General features: G+C 43.4%; 24 protein-coding genes. 16 read left to right on the top strand and 8 right to left on the bottom strand.

Annotation, left to right across the window (positions count from 1 at the left end):
* The first annotated feature begins 162 nt into the window (after positions 1-162).
* The 8 genes from B3S86_RS07610 (at position 163) to B3S86_RS07575 (ending at position 8,421) form a co-directional block, all read left to right on the top strand.
* Positions 163-792, top strand: a complete 630-nt coding sequence (locus tag B3S86_RS07610; protein WP_290751148.1) for a 3D domain-containing protein — start codon at positions 163-165, stop codon at positions 790-792.
* A gap of 188 nt (positions 793-980) precedes the next feature.
* Entirely contained in the window at positions 981-1,712 is a 732-nt protein-coding gene (locus tag B3S86_RS07605; RefSeq protein ID WP_035407287.1) for an ABC transporter ATP-binding protein, read from the top strand.
* Positions 1,709-3,226, top strand: a complete 1,518-nt coding sequence (locus B3S86_RS07600; protein ID WP_056062137.1) for an ABC transporter permease/substrate-binding protein — start codon at positions 1,709-1,711, stop codon at positions 3,224-3,226. The genes B3S86_RS07605 and B3S86_RS07600 overlap by 4 nt, the downstream gene beginning before the upstream one ends.
* Positions 3,223-4,095, top strand: a complete 873-nt coding sequence (locus B3S86_RS07595; protein WP_035407293.1) for a diacylglycerol/lipid kinase family protein — start codon at positions 3,223-3,225, stop codon at positions 4,093-4,095. Before B3S86_RS07600 ends, B3S86_RS07595 begins: the two co-directional genes overlap by 4 nt.
* Before the next feature lie 173 nt (positions 4,096-4,268).
* Positions 4,269-5,612, top strand: coding sequence for a sodium-dependent transporter (locus tag B3S86_RS07590; protein ID WP_290751139.1), 1,344 nt, complete (start codon positions 4,269-4,271; stop codon positions 5,610-5,612).
* 254 nt (positions 5,613-5,866) lie between these two features.
* Positions 5,867-6,610, top strand: coding sequence for a 5-bromo-4-chloroindolyl phosphate hydrolysis family protein (locus tag B3S86_RS07585; RefSeq protein WP_035407298.1), 744 nt, complete (start codon positions 5,867-5,869; stop codon positions 6,608-6,610).
* Positions 6,597-7,805: a toxic anion resistance protein gene (locus B3S86_RS07580; protein WP_035407301.1), complete on the top strand. Its 1,209-nt coding sequence runs from the start codon at positions 6,597-6,599 to the stop codon at positions 7,803-7,805. The genes B3S86_RS07585 and B3S86_RS07580 overlap by 14 nt, the downstream gene beginning before the upstream one ends.
* Before the next feature lie 49 nt (positions 7,806-7,854).
* Positions 7,855-8,421 (top strand): deoxycytidylate deaminase, encoded by a 567-nt coding sequence (locus tag B3S86_RS07575; RefSeq protein WP_290751124.1) that lies wholly within the window; start codon positions 7,855-7,857, stop codon positions 8,419-8,421.
* Between the two features lie 270 nt (positions 8,422-8,691).
* Here the strand turns inward: B3S86_RS07575 and B3S86_RS07570 are convergent, their stop codons facing one another.
* Positions 8,692-9,177, bottom strand: coding sequence for a hypothetical protein (locus tag B3S86_RS07570; RefSeq protein WP_035407308.1), 486 nt, complete (start codon positions 9,175-9,177; stop codon positions 8,692-8,694).
* Positions 9,178-9,319: 142 nt separating this feature from the next.
* Here B3S86_RS07570 and B3S86_RS07565 point away from each other — a divergent pair, with 142 nt between their 5' ends.
* The 3 genes from B3S86_RS07565 to B3S86_RS07555 are packed head-to-tail and all read left to right on the top strand — an operon-like array spanning position 9,320 to position 11,875.
* The gene (locus B3S86_RS07565) at positions 9,320-10,510 is read left to right on the top strand and encodes an HD domain-containing protein (protein WP_214854342.1); all 1,191 of its coding nucleotides are present in this window, start codon (positions 9,320-9,322) and stop codon (positions 10,508-10,510) included.
* Positions 10,511-10,521: 11 nt separating this feature from the next.
* Complete coding sequence (locus tag B3S86_RS07560; RefSeq protein WP_290751118.1) at positions 10,522-11,481, top strand: CobW family GTP-binding protein; 960 nt, start codon at positions 10,522-10,524, stop codon at positions 11,479-11,481.
* The gene (locus B3S86_RS07555) at positions 11,474-11,875 is read left to right on the top strand and encodes a reverse transcriptase-like protein (protein WP_035407314.1); all 402 of its coding nucleotides are present in this window, start codon (positions 11,474-11,476) and stop codon (positions 11,873-11,875) included. Before B3S86_RS07560 ends, B3S86_RS07555 begins: the two co-directional genes overlap by 8 nt.
* A 22-nt stretch (positions 11,876-11,897) precedes the next feature.
* Here the strand turns inward: B3S86_RS07555 and B3S86_RS07550 are convergent, their stop codons facing one another.
* The gene (locus B3S86_RS07550) at positions 11,898-13,202 is read right to left on the bottom strand and encodes a hemolysin family protein (RefSeq protein WP_056062124.1); all 1,305 of its coding nucleotides are present in this window, start codon (positions 13,200-13,202) and stop codon (positions 11,898-11,900) included.
* Positions 13,203-13,317: 115 nt separating this feature from the next.
* Between B3S86_RS07550 and fumC the strand changes: the two genes are divergently transcribed.
* Both fumC and B3S86_RS07540 read left to right on the top strand, forming a co-directional pair.
* Positions 13,318-14,712, top strand: a complete 1,395-nt coding sequence (fumC, locus tag B3S86_RS07545) for a class II fumarate hydratase (RefSeq protein WP_035407319.1) — start codon at positions 13,318-13,320, stop codon at positions 14,710-14,712.
* 81 nt (positions 14,713-14,793) lie between these two features.
* Complete coding sequence (locus tag B3S86_RS07540; protein ID WP_290751109.1) at positions 14,794-16,311, top strand: diguanylate cyclase; 1,518 nt, start codon at positions 14,794-14,796, stop codon at positions 16,309-16,311.
* A 46-nt stretch (positions 16,312-16,357) separates the two neighbouring features.
* On the opposite strand, the gene B3S86_RS07535 is transcribed toward B3S86_RS07540, so the two are convergent.
* Genes B3S86_RS07535 through B3S86_RS07525 form a run of 3 tightly spaced genes read right to left on the bottom strand, consistent with a single transcriptional unit; the run spans position 16,358 to position 18,300 of the window.
* Positions 16,358-16,840 (bottom strand): dihydrofolate reductase, encoded by a 483-nt coding sequence (locus B3S86_RS07535; protein WP_035407327.1) that lies wholly within the window; start codon positions 16,838-16,840, stop codon positions 16,358-16,360.
* Complete coding sequence (locus tag B3S86_RS07530; RefSeq protein WP_029341960.1) at positions 16,837-17,631, bottom strand: thymidylate synthase; 795 nt, start codon at positions 17,629-17,631, stop codon at positions 16,837-16,839. Before B3S86_RS07530 ends, B3S86_RS07535 begins: the two co-directional genes overlap by 4 nt.
* Before the next feature lie 51 nt (positions 17,632-17,682).
* Positions 17,683-18,300, bottom strand: a complete 618-nt coding sequence (locus tag B3S86_RS07525) for a hypothetical protein (protein ID WP_035407330.1) — start codon at positions 18,298-18,300, stop codon at positions 17,683-17,685.
* 225 nt (positions 18,301-18,525) lie between these two features.
* Between B3S86_RS07525 and B3S86_RS07520 the strand changes: the two genes are divergently transcribed.
* Entirely contained in the window at positions 18,526-20,196 is a 1,671-nt protein-coding gene (locus B3S86_RS07520) for a glycoside hydrolase family 13 protein (RefSeq protein WP_290751097.1), read from the top strand.
* Positions 20,197-20,248: 52 nt separating this feature from the next.
* Here the strand turns inward: B3S86_RS07520 and B3S86_RS07515 are convergent, their stop codons facing one another.
* From B3S86_RS07515 to B3S86_RS07505, 3 genes are all read right to left on the bottom strand, one after another.
* Positions 20,249-20,620, bottom strand: a complete 372-nt coding sequence (locus B3S86_RS07515; protein ID WP_035407335.1) for a PilZ domain-containing protein — start codon at positions 20,618-20,620, stop codon at positions 20,249-20,251.
* Between the two features lie 57 nt (positions 20,621-20,677).
* Positions 20,678-21,376 carry a queuosine precursor transporter gene (locus tag B3S86_RS07510; protein WP_035407338.1) on the bottom strand — a complete coding sequence of 233 codons (699 nt, stop codon included), beginning with the start codon at positions 21,374-21,376 and terminating at the stop codon, positions 20,678-20,680.
* 126 nt (positions 21,377-21,502) lie between these two features.
* A complete protein-coding gene (locus tag B3S86_RS07505; protein WP_035407341.1) occupies positions 21,503-21,985 on the bottom strand; it encodes a GNAT family N-acetyltransferase in 483 nt (160 codons plus the stop codon).
* Positions 21,986-22,187: 202 nt separating this feature from the next.
* Here B3S86_RS07505 and B3S86_RS07500 point away from each other — a divergent pair, with 202 nt between their 5' ends.
* Entirely contained in the window at positions 22,188-22,502 is a 315-nt protein-coding gene (locus B3S86_RS07500) for a hypothetical protein (protein WP_023468579.1), read from the top strand.
* A gap of 40 nt (positions 22,503-22,542) precedes the next feature.
* Entirely contained in the window at positions 22,543-23,334 is a 792-nt protein-coding gene (locus B3S86_RS07495; protein ID WP_052018997.1) for a class I SAM-dependent methyltransferase, read from the top strand.
* The last annotated feature ends 49 nt before the right edge of the window (positions 23,335-23,383 follow it).

Raw genomic sequence — 23,383 nt, 5'->3', positions numbered from 1 at the left:
AAAACGTTGCTACACAACGAATGAGAGCGTTTTTTGTAAGCGTGTAACCATTTCGTTACTTTTTGACAGATATATTTCAAATCATGGTGTTCGCTTTTCAAACGGTTTGTCGCCGTGATACGGTGTGCGGGTCGTAAAACGGCGAGAAAGGTTGGCACCAACATGAAACGAACATCATTCCTATTATCCCTCTGTTTAGCGGGATTCATATTTATTCTTTTGCCGCATCATGAAGCTTCAGCGGCACAAATCGGGATTGGAACAGAGAAGACGATCGTACAAAATCCGTTAGAGATGAAACGTCAAGCTGCTCAAAAAAAGCGGGAACAAGCTGAGGCAGAAAAGCGAGCTCGATTACAAGCCGTAGCCAAACAAAAAGCAGAAGCGGAGCAGAAAGCAAATGCAAATGCTAAAAAGAGAGCACGACAAGCTGCGAAGCAAAGCCGGAAGCAAGTGAAGACGGATCGTTCATCAAAACGTACGGTAACATTTGAAACGACAGCGTATACGACAAATCCAGAAAACAATGGAAGCCGCTTGTATAATGGTCGTGCCTTAACGGCATCAGGTTATGACGTCACGAATACGATTACATATGAAGGTCGTCGGATCGTGGCTGTTGATCCATCTATCGTGCCGCTTGGAACAAAAGTTCATGTAGAAGGTTTTGGTGACGCAATCGCACTCGATACAGGTGGTGCGATTCGTGGAAGAATCATGGACCTTCTAGTAGGATCAAAACAAGAAGCACTAGAATGGGGACGCCGCCAAGTGACGGTAACGTTCGAATAAATGAATATCGAGACTAGACGATGGGTAAACTCCATCGTCTTTTTTTGTGTTAGTAAAGATGAATCAGTATTCGGTTGTAAAACAAATTGTTTAGGAAACGAGAGATCAATTGGTCAAAATAGGTTTTAGAATACGAGAGAAAGGGGAATTTTACAAAGATAATAAACAGGGGAAACGAGGGATGAGGAGTGATTGAGTTCAAAGATGTCGGCAAAACGTATGCGGATGGAACAAAAGCGGTGCAACACGTTAACTTCACCGTTGATCAGGGTGAGATTTTTTGTTTGATTGGTCCATCGGGTTGCGGAAAAACAACAACGATGAAGATGGTCAATCGATTGATCGATCACACAGAGGGTCAAATTTGGATCGACGGTGAGCCGATCATGTCAATCAACGAACATGAATTGCGGCGGCGAATCGGTTACGTCTTACAACAGATTGCCCTCTTTCCACATATGACGATCGAAGAAAATGTCAGTGTCGTGCCAGAATTATTAAAGTGGGACAAAGAAAAGGTGGCGCGTCGAGTCGATGAATTATTCCGTCTGACAGGTTTAAACACATCGCTTAAGAAGAAATACCCGAGTGAACTTTCGGGGGGGCAACAACAACGTGTCGGTGTCATGCGTGCGCTCGCAGCAGAGCAAGACGTCATCTTGATGGATGAACCTTTCTCCGCCCTTGATCCAATTTCACGTGAACAATTACAAAATGATTTGTTGCATCTAAACGAAGAGCTTGGAAAAACAATTTTATTCGTTACGCACGATATGAACGAGGCATTAAAACTGGGCAGTCGCATTTGTCTGATGAATGCTGGGGAGATTGCTTTCATCGGAACAAAGGAAGAAGTACTAGCGAGTAATGATCCATTTGTTCAAGAGTTCATGCGTCAAGTTAGGGGGAAAGTCGAATGAACGGCTTGATTGAAACGTATCAAGATCGGAAAAGTGAATTGCTTCAAGCGTTAATTGAGCATATTCAACTATCGGTCATTTCGTTACTTATCGCATGTATCATCGCCATTCCGCTTGGGATCTACTTATCACGGAATAAACGTCTGAGTGAGTGGTCGATTGGTGTGACTTCCGTCATTCAAACGATTCCATCATTAGCGCTACTTGGTCTGATGATTCCACTTGTCGGAATTGGTACAGTCCCGTCTATCATTGCACTTGTTCTCTATTCTTTATTACCAATCGTTCGAAACACATATACAGGTCTCGCCGAAGTCGATCCTTCAATCAAAGAGGCGGCACGCGCATGTGGGATGACCCCGATGCAAAGTCTATGGAAAGTCGAACTTCCGTTAGCTTTGCCTGTCATGATGGCCGGAATTCGAACGGCGATGGTATTGATCATTGGTACGGCAACGATTGCTGCCTTGATCGGTGCTGGTGGATTAGGGTCAATCATTCTCCTTGGAATTGACCGTAATGATAACTATCTACTGTTGCTTGGTGCGATTCCAGCAGCTCTTCTTGCTCTTCTATTTGACGGTTTACTACGCCAAACGGAAGTCGCAACTCGTAAGCGGCAGACGGCACGTCTCGTGACAGCAGTCGTCTTAATGGTCGCAATCGTCATCGCACCTTTCGCATTCGGACGTAGCGAACGACCAGATCTCGTCGTTGCCGGAAAACTGGGTGTGGAACCGGAAATCTTAATGAATATGTATAAAATCGTCATCGAAGATGAAACGGATTTAAAGGTTCAAGTCAAACCAAACTTCGGGAAGACGACATTCGTTTATAAAGCACTCGAGTCAGGAGACATTGATGCTTATCCAGAATTCACAGGAACGGTGCTCGCTAGTTTGACGAATGAAAAACCAAAATCAAACGATGCAAAAGAAGTATACGAACAGGCGAAAACCGGTCTGAAAAAACAAGATTTGACCTTATTGCCACCAATGAACTATAACAACACCTATGCTGTAGCCGTTCCGAAGAAATTAGCGGAACGCTACGATTTAAAGACGATTTCTGATTTAAAACAGGTCGCGAATCAACTGACGGCTGGATTTACATTAGAATTCAAGGATCGCCAAGATGGTTATAAAGGAATCCAAGATAAATATGATGTCAATTTCAATAAGGTCGTCACGATGGAACCGAAATTGCGTTATAAAGCGATTGAATCTGGTGAAATCGATGTCATTGATGCGTACTCGACCGATCCAGAGATTGCGAAATACGACATGCTTGTTCTAAAAGACGATCAGCAATTATTCCCACCGTACGAAGGAGCACCTTTACTTCGTCAAGAGACAATCGATGAGTATCCAGAGGTAAAACAAGCGCTTGAGCAATTATCGGGTAAGATTTCCGATGAAGAGATGTCGAAAATGAACGAAGCTGTCGCGTATGGTGGAAAAACTGCAAATGCGGTCGCCCGCGATTACTTGAAGAAGGAAGGCATCATCCAATGAAACTATTACTGATCAGTAACCCGACAGCCGGTACGAATGGTACAGGATTACTTGGAGAAGTCATCGAACCGTTAAGTACGTTGTTCGACGAGATCGTCATTCGAAATACAAAACAAGCAGGAGATGCGATGCATTTTGCGGAAGAATCATCCGCGTTTGACGCTGTCGTCGTCATCGGTGGAGATGGGACGGTCTTTGAGACGATCAATGGTGTAGCGAAATTAGAAAATCGCCCGATACTTGGCATTATTCCTGGAGGTACGTGTAATGATTTTGCACGAACACTTGGCTTACCGATGGCGCCACGGCTTGCAGCAGAAGCAATTGCTATGCAACATGTCGTTCAAGTCGACCTTGGGCAAGTCGGAGATAGCTATTTCTTGAACTTTCTCGGTGTCGGTCTCGTCGCCGAAGCATCGATTGGGATCGATACAGAAGAAAAAGCGCGTCTTGGGAAGATGGGGTATTATTTATCGACGATTCGCTCGAGTTTAGAAGCAAAACCATTCGAATATGAATTAATTTTAGATGAAGGTCGTCATATGACAGGTGAAGCAGTATTGATTCTGGCAGCAAATGGAGAATCACTGGGTGGAATCGAGACGAATTTGTCGGATGGAGCTTATAATGATGGAAAACTAGATTTGGTAATTGTTGATGAGGTAAATCTGACGACAATCCGGGACGTCATCCTTCAAAAAATTGGTCTCGCCAATGATCCATCTTTTACCCATATCTTGACGAGCGGATTTCAATTAAAGACAAAAGAAGCAAAAGTCATTGATACAGATGGTGAAAAAGCCATCCATACGCCAATTACCGTCAAAGTGTTACCGGAATATCTTCGAATGTATGGCGGCACTGATTAATACAAATTGAGTCGAGAGAAGGTCGAGATAATATTCGACCTTCTTTTTTATTTTCATGCAATGCGTATATGCGGTTATGCTTTGACGCTTTAAAGAAAATATTTGATAAAGGATGACTTTCATGATTTCTTTCTGTACAATGAAAAAGTATTTTGAAAAGGAGGTGGAGCACCATGAAAGGAAACGCATGGGCTTCAAAAGTTGGATTTATTTTAGCAGCAGCGGGATCCGCCATTGGTCTGGGGGCCATTTGGAAATTCCCGTATACGACTGGAACAAACGGAGGGGGCGCCTTTTTACTTTTATTCCTCGTGTTTACCTTGCTACTTGGATTGCCTGTCTTGATTGCTGAGTTTTTAATCGGTCGAACGAGTGGGAAAACGGCACTTCAAGCGTTCTCGGCGCTTGGTCATAAGAAGTTCACGTTCATTGGTGTCCTGGGTGTCATCGCCTGTTTCTTTTTGCTCTCTTTCTACAGCGTCATCGGAGGCTGGGTCTTAATTTATACCATTCTTGGTTTTACAGGTCGGTTAACGACAATGGATAGTGGAGCACTCGGTGAATTGTTCGGAACGATTTCAGCCTCACCGCTTTATGTCATCTCGGGGCAATTGATTTTTCTCGCCCTGACATGTTGGATCGTTTTACGTGGTGTTCAATCTGGTATTGAAAAAATGAGTAAGATCATGATGCCATTATTATTCGTGTGTTTCATCATTCTTGTCTTACGATCGTTAACGCTTGATGGTGCGATGGAAGGCGTCAAGTTTTTCGTTCAGCCTGATTTCTCGGTGCTCAACCGAACTTCTGTCCTGAGTGCCCTTGGGCAAGCGTTCTTTTCCTTATCGCTCGGTGTATCAGCGATGCTGACATATGCATCCTATATGAAGGAACGTGGAGAAATTAACCGTTCGGCAGCATGGATTGTTGCGATGAATGTAGCCGTCTCATTATTAGCAGGATTTGCGATTTTCCCAGCCGTTTTTGCTTCAGGTCTTGACCCGGCAGAAGGTCCAGCGTTACTGTTTATCGTCTTGCCGACCGTCTTCAGCCAAATTCAATTTGGTTCGTTGTTCTTGATACTATTCTTCTTGTTGTTCGCTTTCGCGTCGATCACTTCATCGATTGCGATGCTTGAGGTCGTCGTTGCTTCCTTGACGGATCGAAAAGAAAACGCGACGATGCGCGATAAAAAGCGGACGACTTGGCTTGCGACACTCGCAATCGCCATCGTCGGGATTCCATCTGCACTCTCGTTTGGAATTCTAGGTGATGCACAATTCATGGGGAAAACATTCTTTGACAGTGTTGATTTCCTCGTCTCAAACATTTTGATGCCGATTGGTGCATTATTGATTTCAATTTTTGCCGGTTACAAACTCGACCGAACTCTTATCGAGCAGGAGCTAGTAACAAGTCCATTCATGAAAAAAATCGTTCCTGTGTGGCGGGTAAGCGTATGCTACTTGAGTCCGATTGCGATTTTGATTATTCTCATCTGGCCAATTTTTGGATGATATATAAATAAAACTCTCGGAAGGTAGTCGACAACGTGTGTCGACTACCTTCTTTATCGTAAGAGTTGATATAAAAAAAGGCGAACAGTTCGTTCTTCGGTCTGATGTCATTACTGCAAAAGTATGTTGAAATATAAATATACGAGGCGTAACATTTCGGGAAAACGGGAAACTTTTTGTTAAACGTTACGTAATGTTAAAATAAAGACACGTAGACCTGATAAAAGAATCAGCAAGAAGGAAGAGGGGATGATATGAAGTCTTCATGGTGGATATTTGGCTCCATCGGTATGATGTTCGTATTTTTACAATTGGCTGATACGTTCAACTTTTCGGGAATCTTCATCGCACTTGGGTTATGGTTCATTTGGAGTGGTTACCGGACTAAACCAGGACGACGATATCGGACTGAACGAAAATCGACCGAAATCAAGCGGAAAAATGTCAAAAAGAAACTACTACTCGATGACGAAGATGAGTTTGTGGGCAGTGTCATCTTAAAACCCGAGCGGGCGACACGACGCTTTGAGGAGACGGATGATTTAGAACTTCAAGTCTTGCAACGGACGATTGAGGAAGGATTTGTGAAAATCCAGACGTATGATCAAATCGTTCCCTCCATACGAGATGGTGAAATTAGAAGTGAGATGCGAATGGTTTCACGCGAAGCCCATGTATTGTTCGAAGAGTTATATGAAAGTCCACGAGACGTCAAAAAAGTCCGAGACTTCTTTACATTCTACCTAGATTCCTTATTATCGATTTCAGAAAAATACGCCGATCTGGAACGCCGAGGTGCCCAAGTTCAAGTTGATACGAAAAATCAACTGATTTCGAATTTGAAAATGATTGGTCAAAAATTAAAACAACAACAAACCTTATTGCTCGAAGGGGATACCGTTGATTTAGAACGGGAACTCTTGACGATTGAAAAGGTTCTAGCACAAGAGACCGAACAACAAAAACAGGAGGAGAGTTACCGACATGACCCATTCTGATAAAGAAACGTGGCAACAATGGCCTGATGAGCAAGATCAACCAACGATCTCCGATCCGTCGGTCGATCTAAATATAGCGGAGACACCTCCTAAAATGCCGGCACGCCCTGTCGAAGAGATGATTCCTTCGGATGTTCCAGCAGAACAACGACAAAAGATCGAACGTTTGCTGCAAGTAATCGATCTTCAAAAGACGGATGCCGTCATGCAATTTGGAGCACCCGTCCAGCGTGAACTCTCTCAATTCTCCGATCAAGTCTTAAGTGAAGTAAAAATGAAGGACGGCGGGGAGGCAGGAAAACTGCTGAGTGATTTAATGCAACGTGTACGTCAAATGGATCCAGACACACTTCAAGAAAAAAAGAGTTTCTGGTCGAACGTTCCGGTTATTGGGCGAGCAAAGAAAAAAGCAGAAACGTATTTCTTGCAGTATGAGAAAATGAGTGCTTATCTCGAAGAAGTCGTACACAATCTTGATCGATCGAAATTTGGATTGATGAAAGACATCACTTTACTCGACCAAATGTATCAAAAAAATAAACGTTATTTTGAAGAATTGAACGTCTATATTGCGGCTGGCGAGACGAAAATCGCTCATGTGCGTCAGCATGAAATCGAACCGCTACGGACAGAAGTCGAGATATCTCGGGATCAGACGAAGTTACAGGAATTAAATGACTTGATTCAATTGACGGACCGTTTCGAAAAGAAAATCCATGATTTAAAATTATCACGAACGATCAGTTTGCAAATGGCGCCGCAAATTCGCGTCATTCAACAAAACAACCAAATATTAGCGGAAAAAATCGAATCGGCAGTCGTCAATACGATTCCGCTCTGGAAGAACCAAGTCGTCTTATCCTTAAGTTTATCACGTCAAAAAGCAGCACTCGAAATGCAAAAGGATGTCACCAACACGACGAATCAGCTACTTGAGCAAAATTCGAAGTTACTGAAAGAATCGTCGATTGAAATTGCGGAAGAAAACGAAAAAGGAATTGTTTCTGTCGAATCATTAAAAGTGGCACACCAAAACTTGATTGAGACACTTGATGAGACATTACGCATTCAACAAGAAGGAAAACAAAAACGTCGCGACGCTGAGCATGAATTAGAACGAATGGAAAACGAATTGAAACAAAAAGTCATCGAAGTTGCCTCAAAAAGTAGAGAATTACCGAATCGACCATACTAAGGAACACGAATTTTCGTGTTCCTTTCCTTCATGAAAGGAAGGATTTTAAATGAATATAGAAGAGAAGCAATTGAAGTGGGACACAACATGGTTATTATTTGCGCGGATGATGGCAGATCGTCATTCAAAATGCGCCTCAAAATCCGTTGCCTGTGTCATCGTCAAAGACGAAAAGCCGATTTCGATCGGGATAAACGGAACACCCAGTCAGCATGTGAATTGTAATGAAATTTACTTAAAGCAAGAGGGTATTCTCTATACATCAAGATCCGACCATCCGATTACTGAAGAGTCGATTGAACGAAACGGGATTCTCTTTTATCGTTGTAAAAATCAAGAGGAACATCATGAATGGTCGAAGCAGCATGAGATTCATGCTGAAATCAATGCACTCGGTAAGCTAGCTGCCGATTCGACGAGTGCGCGTCATGCGACAGCATACGTCACACATAGTCCGTGTCATGCGTGTAGTTTAGCGCTCATTGCCTCTAAAATTGATCGTGTCGTCTATTCGACAGGATATGAATATGGGGACGGATTGAACCTGATGCGACAAAGTGGAATCGAAGTCATCCACTTACCACTCGCAAACGAATATTTTCTTGAAAAAATTTAACGGAAAAGGGTTGTAAACGCTTCCATTGCATTGTATGATGAAATCAAGCATTGCCATGGTAATTATTCACTCTTCCATTCGGACTGATTTTCAATCGAAAATCGGTCCACTTTTTTTAGAAAAGAATTGACAAGACTTGAATAGTTTGGCATGATGACAATAGAATATGACGAAGCGGAACGCCGCATTTTCATACAAAACCAATCAAGGAGCTGGAATGCCAGGTCGTTGAATGAAAAATCCTGACTCATACGAGTCAGGATTTTTTTGTTATGGATGAACAAGCATGGTTTCCTTGAGACGCTTAGCACGGATTTTACATTTCGTAGCGACTGCACCCGCGAGGATTGTCATAAACCGTTGACAAAGAATGTCTGGTTGCGACTGATGTAAAAACAGTTGATGCAATAGTCGATTGAAAGCGGCATCAAGTGTAGAAAGATGTCGTTTGATAGCGGTCGGTGACATATGTTGAATTTCTTCTGCTAAATAACCTGCATCACATTGGAAAGCAGAGAGGATCAACAATTCCGTCTGCATATCAGCCAAGGATAGTCCTTCTTCTTTAACACAATGACATGCCTGACGTAACTCATGAAGCAACAACTCTTCCAGTGCATGCGACGTATGCGATTGGTACGGATCATACGATTGAACAGCTTGCCGAATCTGGTCGCGTGTCACGATTTTGGATGGATCCAATTGATCGTGTGTGACGACAGCTTCGCTGTATAAATGAGTAAGTGGTCGAATCATCGTTTCTCCTCCTTTAAGCATAAAAATTGACTTCCACGTTCATCATAATTCATTTAGAAAACGCTTACAATATATGTTTGATAGTAGTCGTGATGAAATCGTCTCTGCTATGATATGGATGAAGAAAAAGGAGTGAGATGAAGTGATACAATTATTCAAGGCGCTTCCAGAAGTGACGATGCCTTCTAATGAAAATGACGCTTTTTCTATCAATCAATCAAATCAACCGATTGGACTTTCACTAGATACACTTGTTCCTGGTGAGCGAATCGAAGAAGTACTACTCGTTGCCTCGGGTGAAATTCGCACAGGTCAAACCGGACGAGAGTGGTTACAGTTTACATTCAACTCGCCTGCTGGATCTTGTAAAGGAAAACAATGGATCAATCAAGGAACAGCAGAAGAAGCACTCCGTCCATATCTCGAGACACGAATTGTTCGAGTCGAAGCAAAAGTAGAAGAGTATCCGCCGCAATCCGGTAATAAATCATTGACGGTTCAACGCGTCACACCGATTTATGATGCTTCACCTACGCAGTTCTTGCCGCAGCTACCGTCAGAGGAGTCGCTTGAAACTTATCGTGATCAGTTACTTGGATTGATCGATCAACTAGATACGCCTTACCGAGAAATCGCGCTATCGATTCTGAGACAGTACTGGGCGGACTTTTCAACGCGACCGGCTGCCTTATTTCATCACCATGCCTATATCGGTGGATTATTAAAACATACTGCCTGTATGATGACGATTGGTCAAGGAATCTGTGATAGTGAACAACCGTATTTGACATTGCTGAAATGTATCCAAGAAGCAGAGGCCGATCACAAAAATGAACTATTCCAAGCATCTGAACGAGAGATGCGTCAATTTTCTTGGGATGACAGCTTTGATGCGCTTTATCAAGCAGCAAAAGGAATTGCTCTGTTAGATCAACGACCGAATCCGAATGAATTGTTGCTCGGTATTTTATTGCACGATATCGGTAAACTATGGGAATATACACATGCAGGTGCATCGACAGATCGTTTTTCGAGACTGTTACACGTAACCGAAGAAGAAGAAGAACTAGCAGGTATTGCGCTTGATCCAGATGGTGTTCTTATAGGACATATGCCATACGGATGCTTCGTGCTCGAACAAACGCTTCGAGAAGAAGATATTCGGTTACCACGAGCGGTCTATCACCGTCTCATGCATATGGTATTATCACACCATGGGAAACGCGAGTGGGGATCAAGTGTTACGCCGCAAACGGCGGATGCCTGGTATCTTCATGCGATTGATCTGCTCGATGCACGAAAAGAAAAATGGCGTCAGCAACAAGGACGCTAAGGAGTGAAATCATGCAAGACAAAATACGTACGACCGTCATTACTGGTTTTTTAGGTGCTGGTAAGACCACGTTACTCAACCATCTTGTTTCTCATCCGACAGAGAAGTTTGCGTTGCTTGTCAATGAAGTAGGTTCTGTTCACATTGATGAAGCATTGATTGAGCGAAGCGATGAAGAGATGATCGAATTGACAAATGGTTGCATCTGTTGTTCTATTCGAGGTGATTTACGGGATGCATTGCTACGGATTGCCAAACGTCGCCGTGATGGGGAACTATCATTCGATCGATTATTGATCGAAACGACTGGTGTCGCTGATCCAGGACCGATTCTTCAGACATTTTATTTTGAACCAGCCGTTGAACAGTCTTATCAGATTTCAAGTGTCGTCACAGTCATCGATGCGTATCACTTAGAACGACAATTGACGTTCCAAGAAAATGTGAAACAAATCGGATTTGCTGATGTACTTGTATTAAATAAGATGGATTTAATTAAAGCATCAGAACGCGAAACGTTGATTGCTTTGCTGCGCGAACGAAATCCATCTGCAGCCATCATTGAAACGGAACAGGGACAACTGGAATCAAATCGACTATTTGAAACATTCCATTTTCCAAAAGAAGAACAAGTGCGACTCAGCCAACAAACAGATCAGATTCATCAATCCGTCGAAGATTTTACGGCACTAACGATCGTTGAGGAACGACCATTGAATCGAAATCGATTCGGTATGGTCCTACGTGAGGTGTTAGAAGCCTACGCGGAAGATCTCTATCGTTATAAGGGGATCATCCATTTTGCAGATACAGAACGAAAAGTAATCTTACAAGGGACAGGGATGATTTACGGAACAGCAATCCGAGAACCATTTAGCGAACAACCAAAGACGACGCTCGTCTTCATTGGGAAAGGGCTAGATGAGCAAGCGATACGAAAAGGAATCGAGGCGGCAATTGAACATGGTTGAACTTTATTTTGACGGAACGGTCCGTCCCTCAAACGACGAAGCAGCGGTTGGACTGTTTAGCAAAAGCTCCGAGGGCGAAGTCACAGAAAAAATGTATCAAATTCAAGCAATTAATAATCATGAGGCAGAATTCATCGCATTTGCAAAAGCCGTCGAGTGGGCGCACGAACTAATTACTCAAGGAGAAAGCGTCATTTCGTTTCGGACGGATTCAGAAGCGGTTGCATTAGCGGTCGAACGTGAATTCGTCAAGAATAAACGAACGCAGACGATCTTTGATCCTGCTTTTGAACGCTATCAACTCTTACCACTCGCCTTCGTGAAGTGGATTCCGCGGTCTGAGAATAAAGCAGATCGCGTCGCACGCGAGGCATTACGATTATACGAAGCATAATTGAAGGCAAACACCCCTATCCTTATGGAAGGGGTGTTTGTTCATGTTCGATGCGCTCAATCAGGATTTGATCGACGCGACGTCCGTCTAAGTCAACGACTTCAAATCGGTATGATCCAATCACGACAGCACTTCCACGCGTTGGTACATCACCTAACATATACAGGATTAAACCGGCAACTGTATGATAGGCGTTTAACTGTTCACCGGGTAAGTCATCTGTATAGCCGAGCGTTCGTTTTAAATCATCGATGTGCAATAATCCGTCCGCTAGGAACGAACCGTCTTTCCGCATGACGAGTTCCGGTTCTTCCTCGACGCTTGAAATCTCGCCGACGAATGCTTCGAGAATATCGAACAAGGTGATCATGCCAAGAAAACCACCGTACTCGTCTAAAACGAATGCAATCGATACAGTTTCCTTCCGCATCCGTTCAAGTAAAACGGTTGCTTTCAGTTGGCGGGGAACAATCAGTGGAGATTGAATTAATCGTTCAAGTTCTTTGACAGGATGTTCCGTTGATAGTATTTCTTTTGCATCGATGAATCCGACAAAATGATCCAAATCCCCGTGACCGACCGGTAAGTTTCGGTGTCGCGCTTGTCGGAGCTCTTGTAGGATCGTGTCGGGTTCATCAGCTAAGTCAATCCACTCCGTAACCGTTCTGGGCTCCATCAGTTCATATGCATATAAATCATGAAAATCAAAGACACGAGAAACTTGCTCAGCTTCTGAACGATTAAATGTTCCCTCTTTCGTGCCACGAATTAGTAATTGCCGGACTTCGTCTTCCGTCTCGTCTTTCGTCTGCAATCGATCGAGGCCAATCAAGCGGAAGATGGAACTCGTCGATTTACTCAAAACCCAGATGAATGGTCGAAGAACGATCGAGAAGAAGCGCATAGGTGGGGCGAGCCACATCGTAACTCGTTCTGGACTGACAAGAGCAACACGTTTAGGAACGAGTTCACCGATGACGAGCGAAATATAGGTGATGATTGTCACGACAAGAATATAACCGATTGTACTGGCATAAGGAGCGATCCATTCAAATTGAGCGAGCCAATTGATGACAGGACCAGAGAGCGCGGCACCACCGAATGCACCATTGACGATTCCAATTAACGTGATGCCGACTTGAACAGTCGATAACAGGTCAGTCGGTCGATCCAGCAACTCTAATGCGACATGGGCTGATTTTTTACCATCATCCATTGCTTTTTCTAATTTCGATCGTTTGGAAGAGAGCAAAGCAAGTTCGGTCATCGCAAATATACCGTTCGCCAGAATCAATAATAAAACAATTATTAAATTTATTAACCACATGAAATCTTCACTCCTTTTCGATAATAAACTATTCCCCAAAACTGTCTCCCTCATTCCCATTCTGCGAGCTTTCCGGTAAACTAGAAGAGAAGTAATCAAAAGGGGGAATTTGTTTATGGAATACCGTGTAGAACGTGACACGATGGGGGAAATTCGTGTACCGGAAGCGCAGGAGTGGGGCGCACAAACACAACGTAGTCTAGAAAACTTTAAGATCGGAACGGAAAAAATGCCGATTGAAGTCATTCGTGCCTTTGCAGTCCTGAAAAAAGGAGCGGCGCTTGCGAACCGCGACTTAGGTGTGCTTGAGACAGAAAAAGCTGGTGCCATTGCTGAAGTATGTGACGAAATCATCGCGGGGAAATTCGATGATGAGTTTCCGCTTGTCGTTTGGCAAACGGGTTCAGGTACTCAGTCTAATATGAACGTTAACGAAGTGATCGCTCGGGTCGCGACACGCAAATTAAAGGAACAAGGCAGTGAAACGACGATTCATCCGAATGATGATGTCAATAAATCACAAAGTTCAAATGATACATATCCAACAGCGATGCATTTAGCGGCAAAAACAGTCTTATTGGAATCACTTTTCCCAGCTATCGATGCGCTGCATGCGACCCTTGATGAAAAAGCAAAGGCTTTTGCGGATATCGTTAAAATCGGACGAACACACTTGCAAGATGCTACACCAATCACACTTGGTCAAGAAATCAGCGGCTGGGTCCGGATGCTTGCGCTTTCGAAGCAAATGATCGAACGGACGCTTGATCCATTAACGGAACTAGCAATCGGCGGTACGGCAGTTGGTACGGGGATTAATGCGCATCCTGAGTTTGGTGATTTGGCAGCGAAGAAGATGAGTGAAGAGACGGGTTATGAATTCACGAGTGCGGAAAACAAATTCCACGCTTTAACAAGCCACGATCAACTCGTCTTCACACATGGTGCTGTCAAAGCACTAGCGATGGACGCGATGAAGATTGCAAATGACGTCCGCTGGCTTGCATCTGGTCCACGAGCAGGAATTGGTGAAATCACGATTCCAGAAAATGAACCAGGGAGCTCAATCATGCCAGGAAAAGTCAATCCGACTCAAAGTGAGGCATTGACGATGGTCGCTGCGCAAGTCCTTGGAAATGACGCAACGATTGGTTTTGCTGCAAGTCAAGGTAACTTTGAACTAAACGTCTTCAAGCCGGTCATCATGTATAACTTTATTCAATCCGTTCGTTTACTTACAGACGCCTTGCATTCGTTCAATGACCATTGTGCGATCGGCATTGAACCTGAGCAGTCCGTCATCGCTGAGAACGTCGAACGGTCACTGATGCTCGTAACAGCGCTCAATCCGCATATCGGATATGAGAATGCGGCAAAAATTGCGAAAGCGGCGCATCAGTCAGGGTCGACATTAAAAGAAGCGGCACTTGCGACAGGATTACTAACAGAAGAACAATATGATCAATGGATTGTACCAGCAGACATGGTTCGTCCGAACTTAAAAGCATGAGTTGAAAAAGCGGGGGATATTCCCTCGCTTTCTCTTTATCCGAGAAATGTTATTCGGATCTATAGAAAGAGAGGGAATTGCATGGAGCAAAATCGAAAGCGGGCAGAAAAACAATTACAGCAAACGATCAACATGGTAGAGACATTACTTCGGATGCCGGCTGTACCACGATCAGAATTGCTTGCATTGGCGAGCTGGATGGAAGGACTCGGCAGAGAGGAACTCTTTAAGGGACTCGCCGATCAAGTAAGCCATGAAAAAATTACTTGGGAACGAGTAGACGTTGTCATTGATCAGTCAAGCGTCAAAGAATTATTGCAACCTATCGTCGATCAGTTATCAGAGCGCTCACGTGCTAACCGGGTCCGAAAGGAATTAGTCGTCACTGTGACAAAACGTTTTCTTGAGAATATCAAATGGAAAAAGTCACTGGAACAAGCGCGCTATATGTCACGTTTTTTTAGCTCGGTAGAAGATACCTTATCAATGTCACACGACATTACGATGGACGCCGTCATCATCGATTATGCATGTATCACTGATTCAGTGGAAGTGTTCAAAAAGCTCATTAAGCAGATGGAATCCGCATTCGTTCCGATTATCATCGTCGGTCCGAGTCAATCAGAAGTCCGACAAAGTAGTTATGAGATGGGGGCCGATGATTATTGGGATGAAACTGTGAGGAATGAAGAACGTCATGTCCGCCTTGCGCGACTTTTACGAAAACTGAGAGTTGTATCGTCAACAATTTTGGTCGATGAATTGACAGGGGCTTATAATCGGAAATACCTTCAGAATGCATTTGATCGTCGCACAGCACGTTTAGAACGTGAACAACGAACATTTGGATTAGCGATTTTTGATCTTGATCACTTCAAACGAATCAATGACTTACATGGACATCCGACAGGAGACTTAGTCTTATCCGAACTAGCGACCGTCGTTCAACAAGCGGCTCGTCTCGACGATGAGTTCATTCGTTTCGGTGGTGAGGAATTCATTTTACTGTTTTCAGCAGAAACATTGCCTCAAGCAATCGCTAATATGAATAAAATACGTGAACGTATCGAACGACATGTTTTTGCGAATGGATTAAAAATTACTGTTTCGATTGGTCTATCCTTTTCATTTGATATACATACGACGCTTGCTCAAGCGACGGCGGAGGCAGATGAAGCGTTATATCAAGCAAAACGTAATGGGCGTAACCAAGTCCTTTCCTATTCTACGGCAATATCGATTGAAAAATTATCTGTGTCTATCCGTGTCGAGGAAAGATTGCTTAAACAAGTCCGTCAGTTGGATCTACCCGATCATCCCAAATACCACTTCGAAGTGGTTCCATTAGACGATCAGCAGACAACACAACTACAACTGGCGATTCTTTCGCTTGATCAATTAGCGATCGAGAACTTTCTGCGACTAGAAGAATGGAGAAAACAACGAGATTCAATCATTGATGTTTTGGTCGTGACAGAACAAGAAGATGATCGTCTTGCAGAAGCCTTATCTCGAGGTGCTACCGATTATGTGATGGTAACTCATGTAGATCAAGAAGTGGAAGAATGGATCACAGAGTGGATTATGCAAATACCGTAAAAAAACCAGCCTTTTCCTTCCGCTATTCGGATGGAAGAGGCTGGTTTTATAATGATCGATCATATTGACGAATGACAAAGGAGTAATCATTTCCTTCTACTGCATCATAATGCGTTTCAGACGTGATTTGAAAAGTAGACGGGATCTCGGGGTAATAGACATCTCCCTCAAGCGTCGCATCAATTTCTGTTACATAGATGCGCCGTACGAGAGGAAGCGTTTGAGCGAATAATTCTCCTCCACCAATCAAAAAGACTTCTTCCTCTGAATCAACATATGGGTGTAAGGTAGATAAATCATGCCAAATTGTCACGCCATCTATTACATAATTTTGATCACGCGTGATGACGATGTTCTCTCGACCAGGTAACGGGCGTCCAATTGATTCGAACGTCTTTCTCCCCATGATGATCGGTTTACCAAGCGTCGTACGCTTAAAGTGTGCTAAATCAGATGGAAGGTGCCACGGCATGGCATTATCGCGTCCGATGACATGATTTTTCGTGTACGCTACGATGTGTGTAATCATACAGCCACTACACCTTTAATATGCGGATCAGGATCATATCCTTCGATGATGATATCTTCGAAGCGGAAGTCTTCAATACGATCGACTGTTCGAGCGAAGCGCAGCGTCGGTAATTTTTTAGGGGTACGCGTCAACTGAAGATTGACTTGTTCCACATGGTTCGAATAGATGTGGGCATCTCCGAGCGTATGGACGAAGTCACCGACTTCGAGTCCACACACATGAGCAATCATATGTGTCAGTAAGGCATAGGATGCAATATTGAACGGTACGCCTAAAAAGACGTCGGCAGAACGTTGATACAGCTGACAGGACAGTTTTCCGTCAGCGACATAAAATTGGAACAAGAGATGACATGGAGGTAACGCCATCTCATCGACTTGTCCAGGATTCCAAGCGCTGACGATCAAACGACGGGAATCCGGATTCGTCTTGATTTGTTCGATGACTTGTGCGAGTTGATCGACCGTTGTTCCGTCAGGACGTGGAAAAGAACGCCATTGTGCCCCATACACAGGTCCTAAATCCCCATTCTCATCTGCCCATTCGTTCCAAATGCGCACTCCGTTTTCCTGCAAGTAACGAATATTCGTATCACCCGAAATAAACCAGATCAACTCATGGATGATTGACTTCATATGTAGCTTTTTCGTCGTGATAAGCGGAAAGCCATCTTGAAGGGAGAAGCGCATTTGGTGACCAAACACGCTCAGCGTTCCCGTTCCTGTCCGGTCTTCCTTTTTTGTTCCGTGTTCTAAAATGTGTTCGCAAAGTGCATGATATTGTTCCATCGGATGACAGCTCCTTTTAAAAAAATCCAATTTCCATTGTATCATAAACCATCACGATTTTGAGGAAGCTGGCAGATGTCTTGTGAACAGATAGCGGAATAGACCAAAAAGAGGAATGCCGTCTTGCCATTGCAATGATTGTTCATTTCGAAGACGAATGCGTCGTAATAAATAAATCTGAAGAATATAAAACAGTAATAAATCGACTGTCATCGTTCGAACAAATTGATTCGTCTCGAAATAAATACGGAAAATATTCCAATCGGCACGTGCGAGGGCAAGCCAAAGCAATAATGTCGTCACGACACTCAGTAAAGCGACGACAGTTGGAATCCAACCTCGACGCTGAAACGGTAAAAAGGTTTTCCTTGGAATAGCGAGTGCGACATAGGGCATTAAAACGAATGCACCTAAGAAGAACGACCCTATGCTTGCAACGAGCGGTCCTGGTCGCATGAATCGTTTTTCATCTAAAAATAATAAAAAGAAAGCAAATGGATAAATGCCAAGTAAAGCAAACAAACTTAATGCGGAAGTATCAAATTGACTTTGATCGAAACGTAAAAATGAAATTAAGAAACCTTCCGGAAAGACACGATTATTTCCAAATAACAAGATAAAGACAATGGCAATCGCCCAGACCAAGAAGAGCAAATACCGACGATACATTCGCCCACACTCCTTTCTCATACCGTTCTTTCCCATTATATTAGATGTGGTAAACGCCCCTATTTCATATTCCATGATATCAAATAAGTAAAAGTTCTCACTTGAGCACCCTCTTATGAACATGTTAAGATGACGTTGTGAGAATTGAAAGCGCTTTTACAAATTGATGCAATCGTTTGCTCAATATGTAGCACGACAGGTACATAAAAGAGGAGAGTGTAGAAGATGGAACGTAAATGGTGGCATGATAGTGTCGTTTATCAAATTTACCCTCGTAGTTACAAGGATTCGAATGGAGATGGAATCGGTGACTTAAACGGAATCGTTGAAAAATTGGATTATCTGAAGACACTTGGCATCGACGTCATCTGGTTAAGTCCAGTCTATGATTCACCGAATGACGACAATGGATATGATATCCGAGATTATGAAGCCATCATGAAGGAATTCGGAACAATGGATGATTTTGATCGTCTTCTAGATGAAGCGCATGCACGAGATATCAAAATTGTCATGGATCTCGTCATCAATCATTCGTCGGATGAACATCGGTGGTTTGCGGAATCGCGTCAAAGCAAGGACAATCCGTATCGGGATTATTACATGTGGCGTCCAGCAAATCCAGACGGTTCATTACCGAACAATTGGGGTTCGATTTTCTCTGGTCCTGCATGGGAATATGATGAGGCAACAAATGAGTATTACTTACATCTATTCTCGAAAAAACAGCCTGACTTGAATTGGGAAAATGAACAGATGCGTCAAGAGGTTTATGGGATGATCCGTCGTTGGTTAGATCGAGGAATCGATGGTTTCCGGATGGATGTCATCAACTTGATTTCAAAGACACCTGGATTACCCGATGCGACGGTCCATCCAGGAGCATTGTATGGAGATGGTGGAGAACACTATATCAATGGACCACGTGTCCATGAATTTCTACATGAGATGAACGAAGCATCGTTTGGAAAGTACGATGTCCTGACAGTCGGTGAGATGCCGGGAGCAACAACAGATGATGCCATTCTTTACACGGATCCGGCACGTAAAGAGGTCAACATGGTCTTTACGTTCGAACATATGGATCTTGATTCAGGTCCGAACGGAAAATGGGATGTCATTCCGTTTGATTTGCTTAAACTCAAGCAAAATTTCACCAAATGGCAAACAGCGTTGCATGAAACAGGCTGGAACTCCCTCTATTGGAACAACCACGATCAACCTCGAGTCGTCAGTCGATTTGGTAATGATACGACGTATCGCGTCGAGTCAGCTAAAATGCTCGCTACGCTCTTACACCTTCTAAAAGGAACGCCATATATCTATCAAGGCGAAGAAATCGGAATGACGAATGTCGCGTTTGAAGACATTACGGACTATGAAGATATCGAAATTCGGAACATGTGGAAAGAACGTACGGCACAAGGAGCATCACCGGCGGAACTACTACGTTCCATCCATATCAAAGGACGCGACAATGCGCGGACACCGATGCAGTGGGATGCGTCGGAGAACGCTGGTTTCTCGACGGGAACACCGTGGTTGAAGGTCAATCCGAATTATGCAGACATCAATGTGGAACAGGCGCTTGCCTATGAACAGTCCATCTTCTATTACTACCAGCAATTGATTCGACTACGACATGATCATGAACTCGTCGTATACGGTCGCTATGAACTCTTACTTGAAGATCATCCGGAAGTCTACGCGTATTCGCGGACGCTTGAAGGAGAAACGTGGTATATCTATTGTTCGTTTGCAGATCATGACATTCATGTACCAATTTCTCACGCGACAACGGATCGCGTGATTGGTAACTACGCTGACACCAATACATCGGATGGCTTGACATTACGACCATATGAATCTGTCGTTTTCCGAACGTTTGACGCTTAAATTTTCTGATTAAAAAATGGCATTGCCCTTACAAATGTAGGGCGATGCCATTTTAGTCTTTATGAAGTGACCGTTCTAATTGCACGATCTGTTTCACTTGTGAAATAATTTTTTCGCGATCAGTTATTGTCGAATTAAGATGGATACCGTACAACCGCTCAGGACCAGAAGGCTTCTCATGCAATAAAAATCCATCGATGCAGAGCGGCTCGTGCCCTTCGATTAACGAGAACTCAACAACGATTTTCATTGATTTTTGAAGAGGCAGTTTTAATGCAGTAGTGATTGCGATTCCATTTGGTGAGATGTTATGAATCTTCATCAAGCCTTTTGGTGTCCGTTGCTCATTTTTTAGCAAATAAAACTCGCCCGTTACGGGTGTTTTCAATGTATAGCGAAACGGTTCATTACGTTTAATCTTCATCTAGGCACCTCCATTCCCATTATCCGACAATTCGCAAAACTCTTCTAGTCTTTTTTATCAGGCTGCAGCATCTGTGGATCGTTTCGTCGGATGGATGCGCTTTGCTAAATACATGAATGGTGTCGCGAACCAGGCGACGACGAATTTTGCGAGATATGTCGTAATGAAGATTTGCCACCAAATAGAGAATGGCATATCGTGAAAGGCGATCGCACAAAATGTCAACGTATCGAGCAATTGGCTTAATACAGTTGATCCCGTCGTCCGTAACCAAAGTTTTCGTTCGCCTGTCTTTTGACGAATCTTCGAATAAATGAAGACATCAAACAATTGCGACACGAGATAAGCGGCAAGACTACCGACAGCAATCCATGGCAGGAGTCCGAATAGTAGATGTAAAGAATCAGATGTTTCGAGTGCTGCTTTATCGGCGAGGGGGGTATACAAGAGACTGAATTGCATGAGGACGGTCGTCGTGATCAAGGAAAAGAAACCCATATAAACACCTTTTCGAGCGACCTGTTTGCCATATTTCTCATTGAGAATATCCGTCGCTAAATAACAACTGCCATAAACGACATTTCCTAACGTGAAGACGAAACCAAAAATATCGACGGTTTGTGTGACTTGAATGTTTGCAATGATTGTTGCGATGGCAATCCACATCAACAATCCGGTCTTTCCAAATAGATAATAACTGAAAATCAATAATCCCATCGTTAATAAAATGGAAGGGATCCATAACCATTCGTTCATGAGGTAGACTCCTTTCTGTTCATACAGATGAAAATTGTACGCTGAAATCGATCGCCTGTCAAAGGTGAGTTACACATGTGACCAATATAAAAAAGACCATGAATCTCATGGTCTTTCAAATAGTGTTCAACCGAGTCGTTGTAAAGAATATCGACGTCGTCTCCCTTTGACGTAATAGTTCTCAATCGACGTAAAGTCATTTGCTTCTAAAATACGTTTCGCGTAAAAAGCGTGTGGTGATTGATCGAGAACACGCGCGCGTACTTCATGACGATCTAGTACTCCCGAATGCTTTAATGCTTCGGCAACTGCTTGAGTAGCTATACCACGTCGTGTATAAGGATCAAACACCATAAAGTCGAGTTGAAAATAGTGACCCATTTTCAAAAGTAGAACCCGCCCGACGATCGTATCTGCTTCAACGATATCAAAGTAGTAATCTTCAGGATAACTGTGCTCGACGGAATCAAAAGCTCGCTCTTCTCCAAGCTCATGGTCATACCCTTTGATTTCTTGCGGAGACAGCCCATATGCTTGCTCGCCATACTTCAAGAAATGGTCGTACTCAGCTTGATCGACATGACGTAATGCTCGACGTCTTAATTCCATCACAAAATCCTCCCTCATCCCAATTGATGCTTCGTTTACATTATAGCGATACCCTCCTTGCAATTGCAAAAATTAACTGGAACCGATCCGCAGGAAGAAATTTAAAAAAATCATTTTGTAATCATCTTGTGATTGTTTTAATTACCTCGAAATATGGTAAAGTAATGATGTAGACAACTGCATACTGGAAGGGGCTGGAAACGTGTTCACAGAACGTGACGGAATCAAATTGCGTTTAGAGCAAATCGAACGATTGTATTCGGACTTGAATCGTGAAGCGAAACAATTGACGGAACGCTTACGCCAATTAGATGAACAAGGGGATGAAGTACAACATGATCTTTCTCTTAACAAAGAAGATCGTGATCATTTGAAGTCAAGCATCGATGAGACACTTCAAGCTCTCATGAAACGGACTACGGTCGATGCAAAAGTCGAACAGGAAAAGCAAGAAGACCTGATTTCGAAAAAAGCATTGATCGAAGATATTGAAGGATTATTGAAGAAAAAGAAATGAGCTAGCTGCGGCTGGCTTATTTTTTATGGGGGAAATAAGTATGAAACCAACCATTGGACTGACGACGTGTCTTCGTCCGACTGACGTCGTGCATCATCGTGTGAAGCAGTTATTAGCGGATGAGACGATACACTTCGTCTATATCGCACGGCAAAAAAAAAGCATAGAACACCTACAACAGGAGACGAGATTGCCGGTATTAGTCGTCGATAAGAAACGACTAGATTTATACCCACTAGGCGAAACGACATCGTTCTTTTTCCATCCTTCAAGTGCGGTCTTTCGCATCAAACAAATTGATGCAGGTGGAAGAGATCCTCTCGTTGCGATGGGACGCCTATCAGAAGGGATGCATGTGTTAGATTGTACACTCGGTTTAGGTGCAGATGCGATTGTCATGAGTCATGCCATTGGAGAGCAGGGGCGGATCATCGGTCTAGAAAGCAAGACTGAGACAGCCTTTGTCGTCAAGGACGGATTAAAACGCTGGGAAGAATCTTACGAACCAATCAATCAGGCGATGCGACGAATCGAAGTAAAAGTCAGACACCATCTCGCATTTTTGAAAGAATGTCCGGATAATTGCTTTGATGTCATCTACTTTGACCCCATGTTTGAACAGACTGTTGAAGAATCGACACATCTAGACGCTTTACGAAAACTTGCGAATTATGAAGCCTTATCTGTTGAAGCGATGATTGAGGCGAAGCGTGTGGCACGTCAGCGCATCGTATTAAAAGCACATTATGAGAGCCCGCTGTTTGAGCGCTTTGGATTTGAACGATCCAAGCGTAAGACGTCGAAGTTGCATTATGGCGTGATTGAACTGTAAGTCAAAAAAGACCTCTGCCGATTTTGCGGCAGAGGTCTCACTGTTGATA

Origin of the sequence: Exiguobacterium sp. UBA3968, assembly GCF_002385115.1 — a bacterium.
Classification (GTDB): domain Bacteria; phylum Bacillota; class Bacilli; order Exiguobacteriales; family Exiguobacteriaceae; genus Exiguobacterium_A.
The sequence above is the reverse complement of the archived record's forward strand: the minus strand, read 5'-3'. Positions and strand labels throughout refer to the sequence as shown.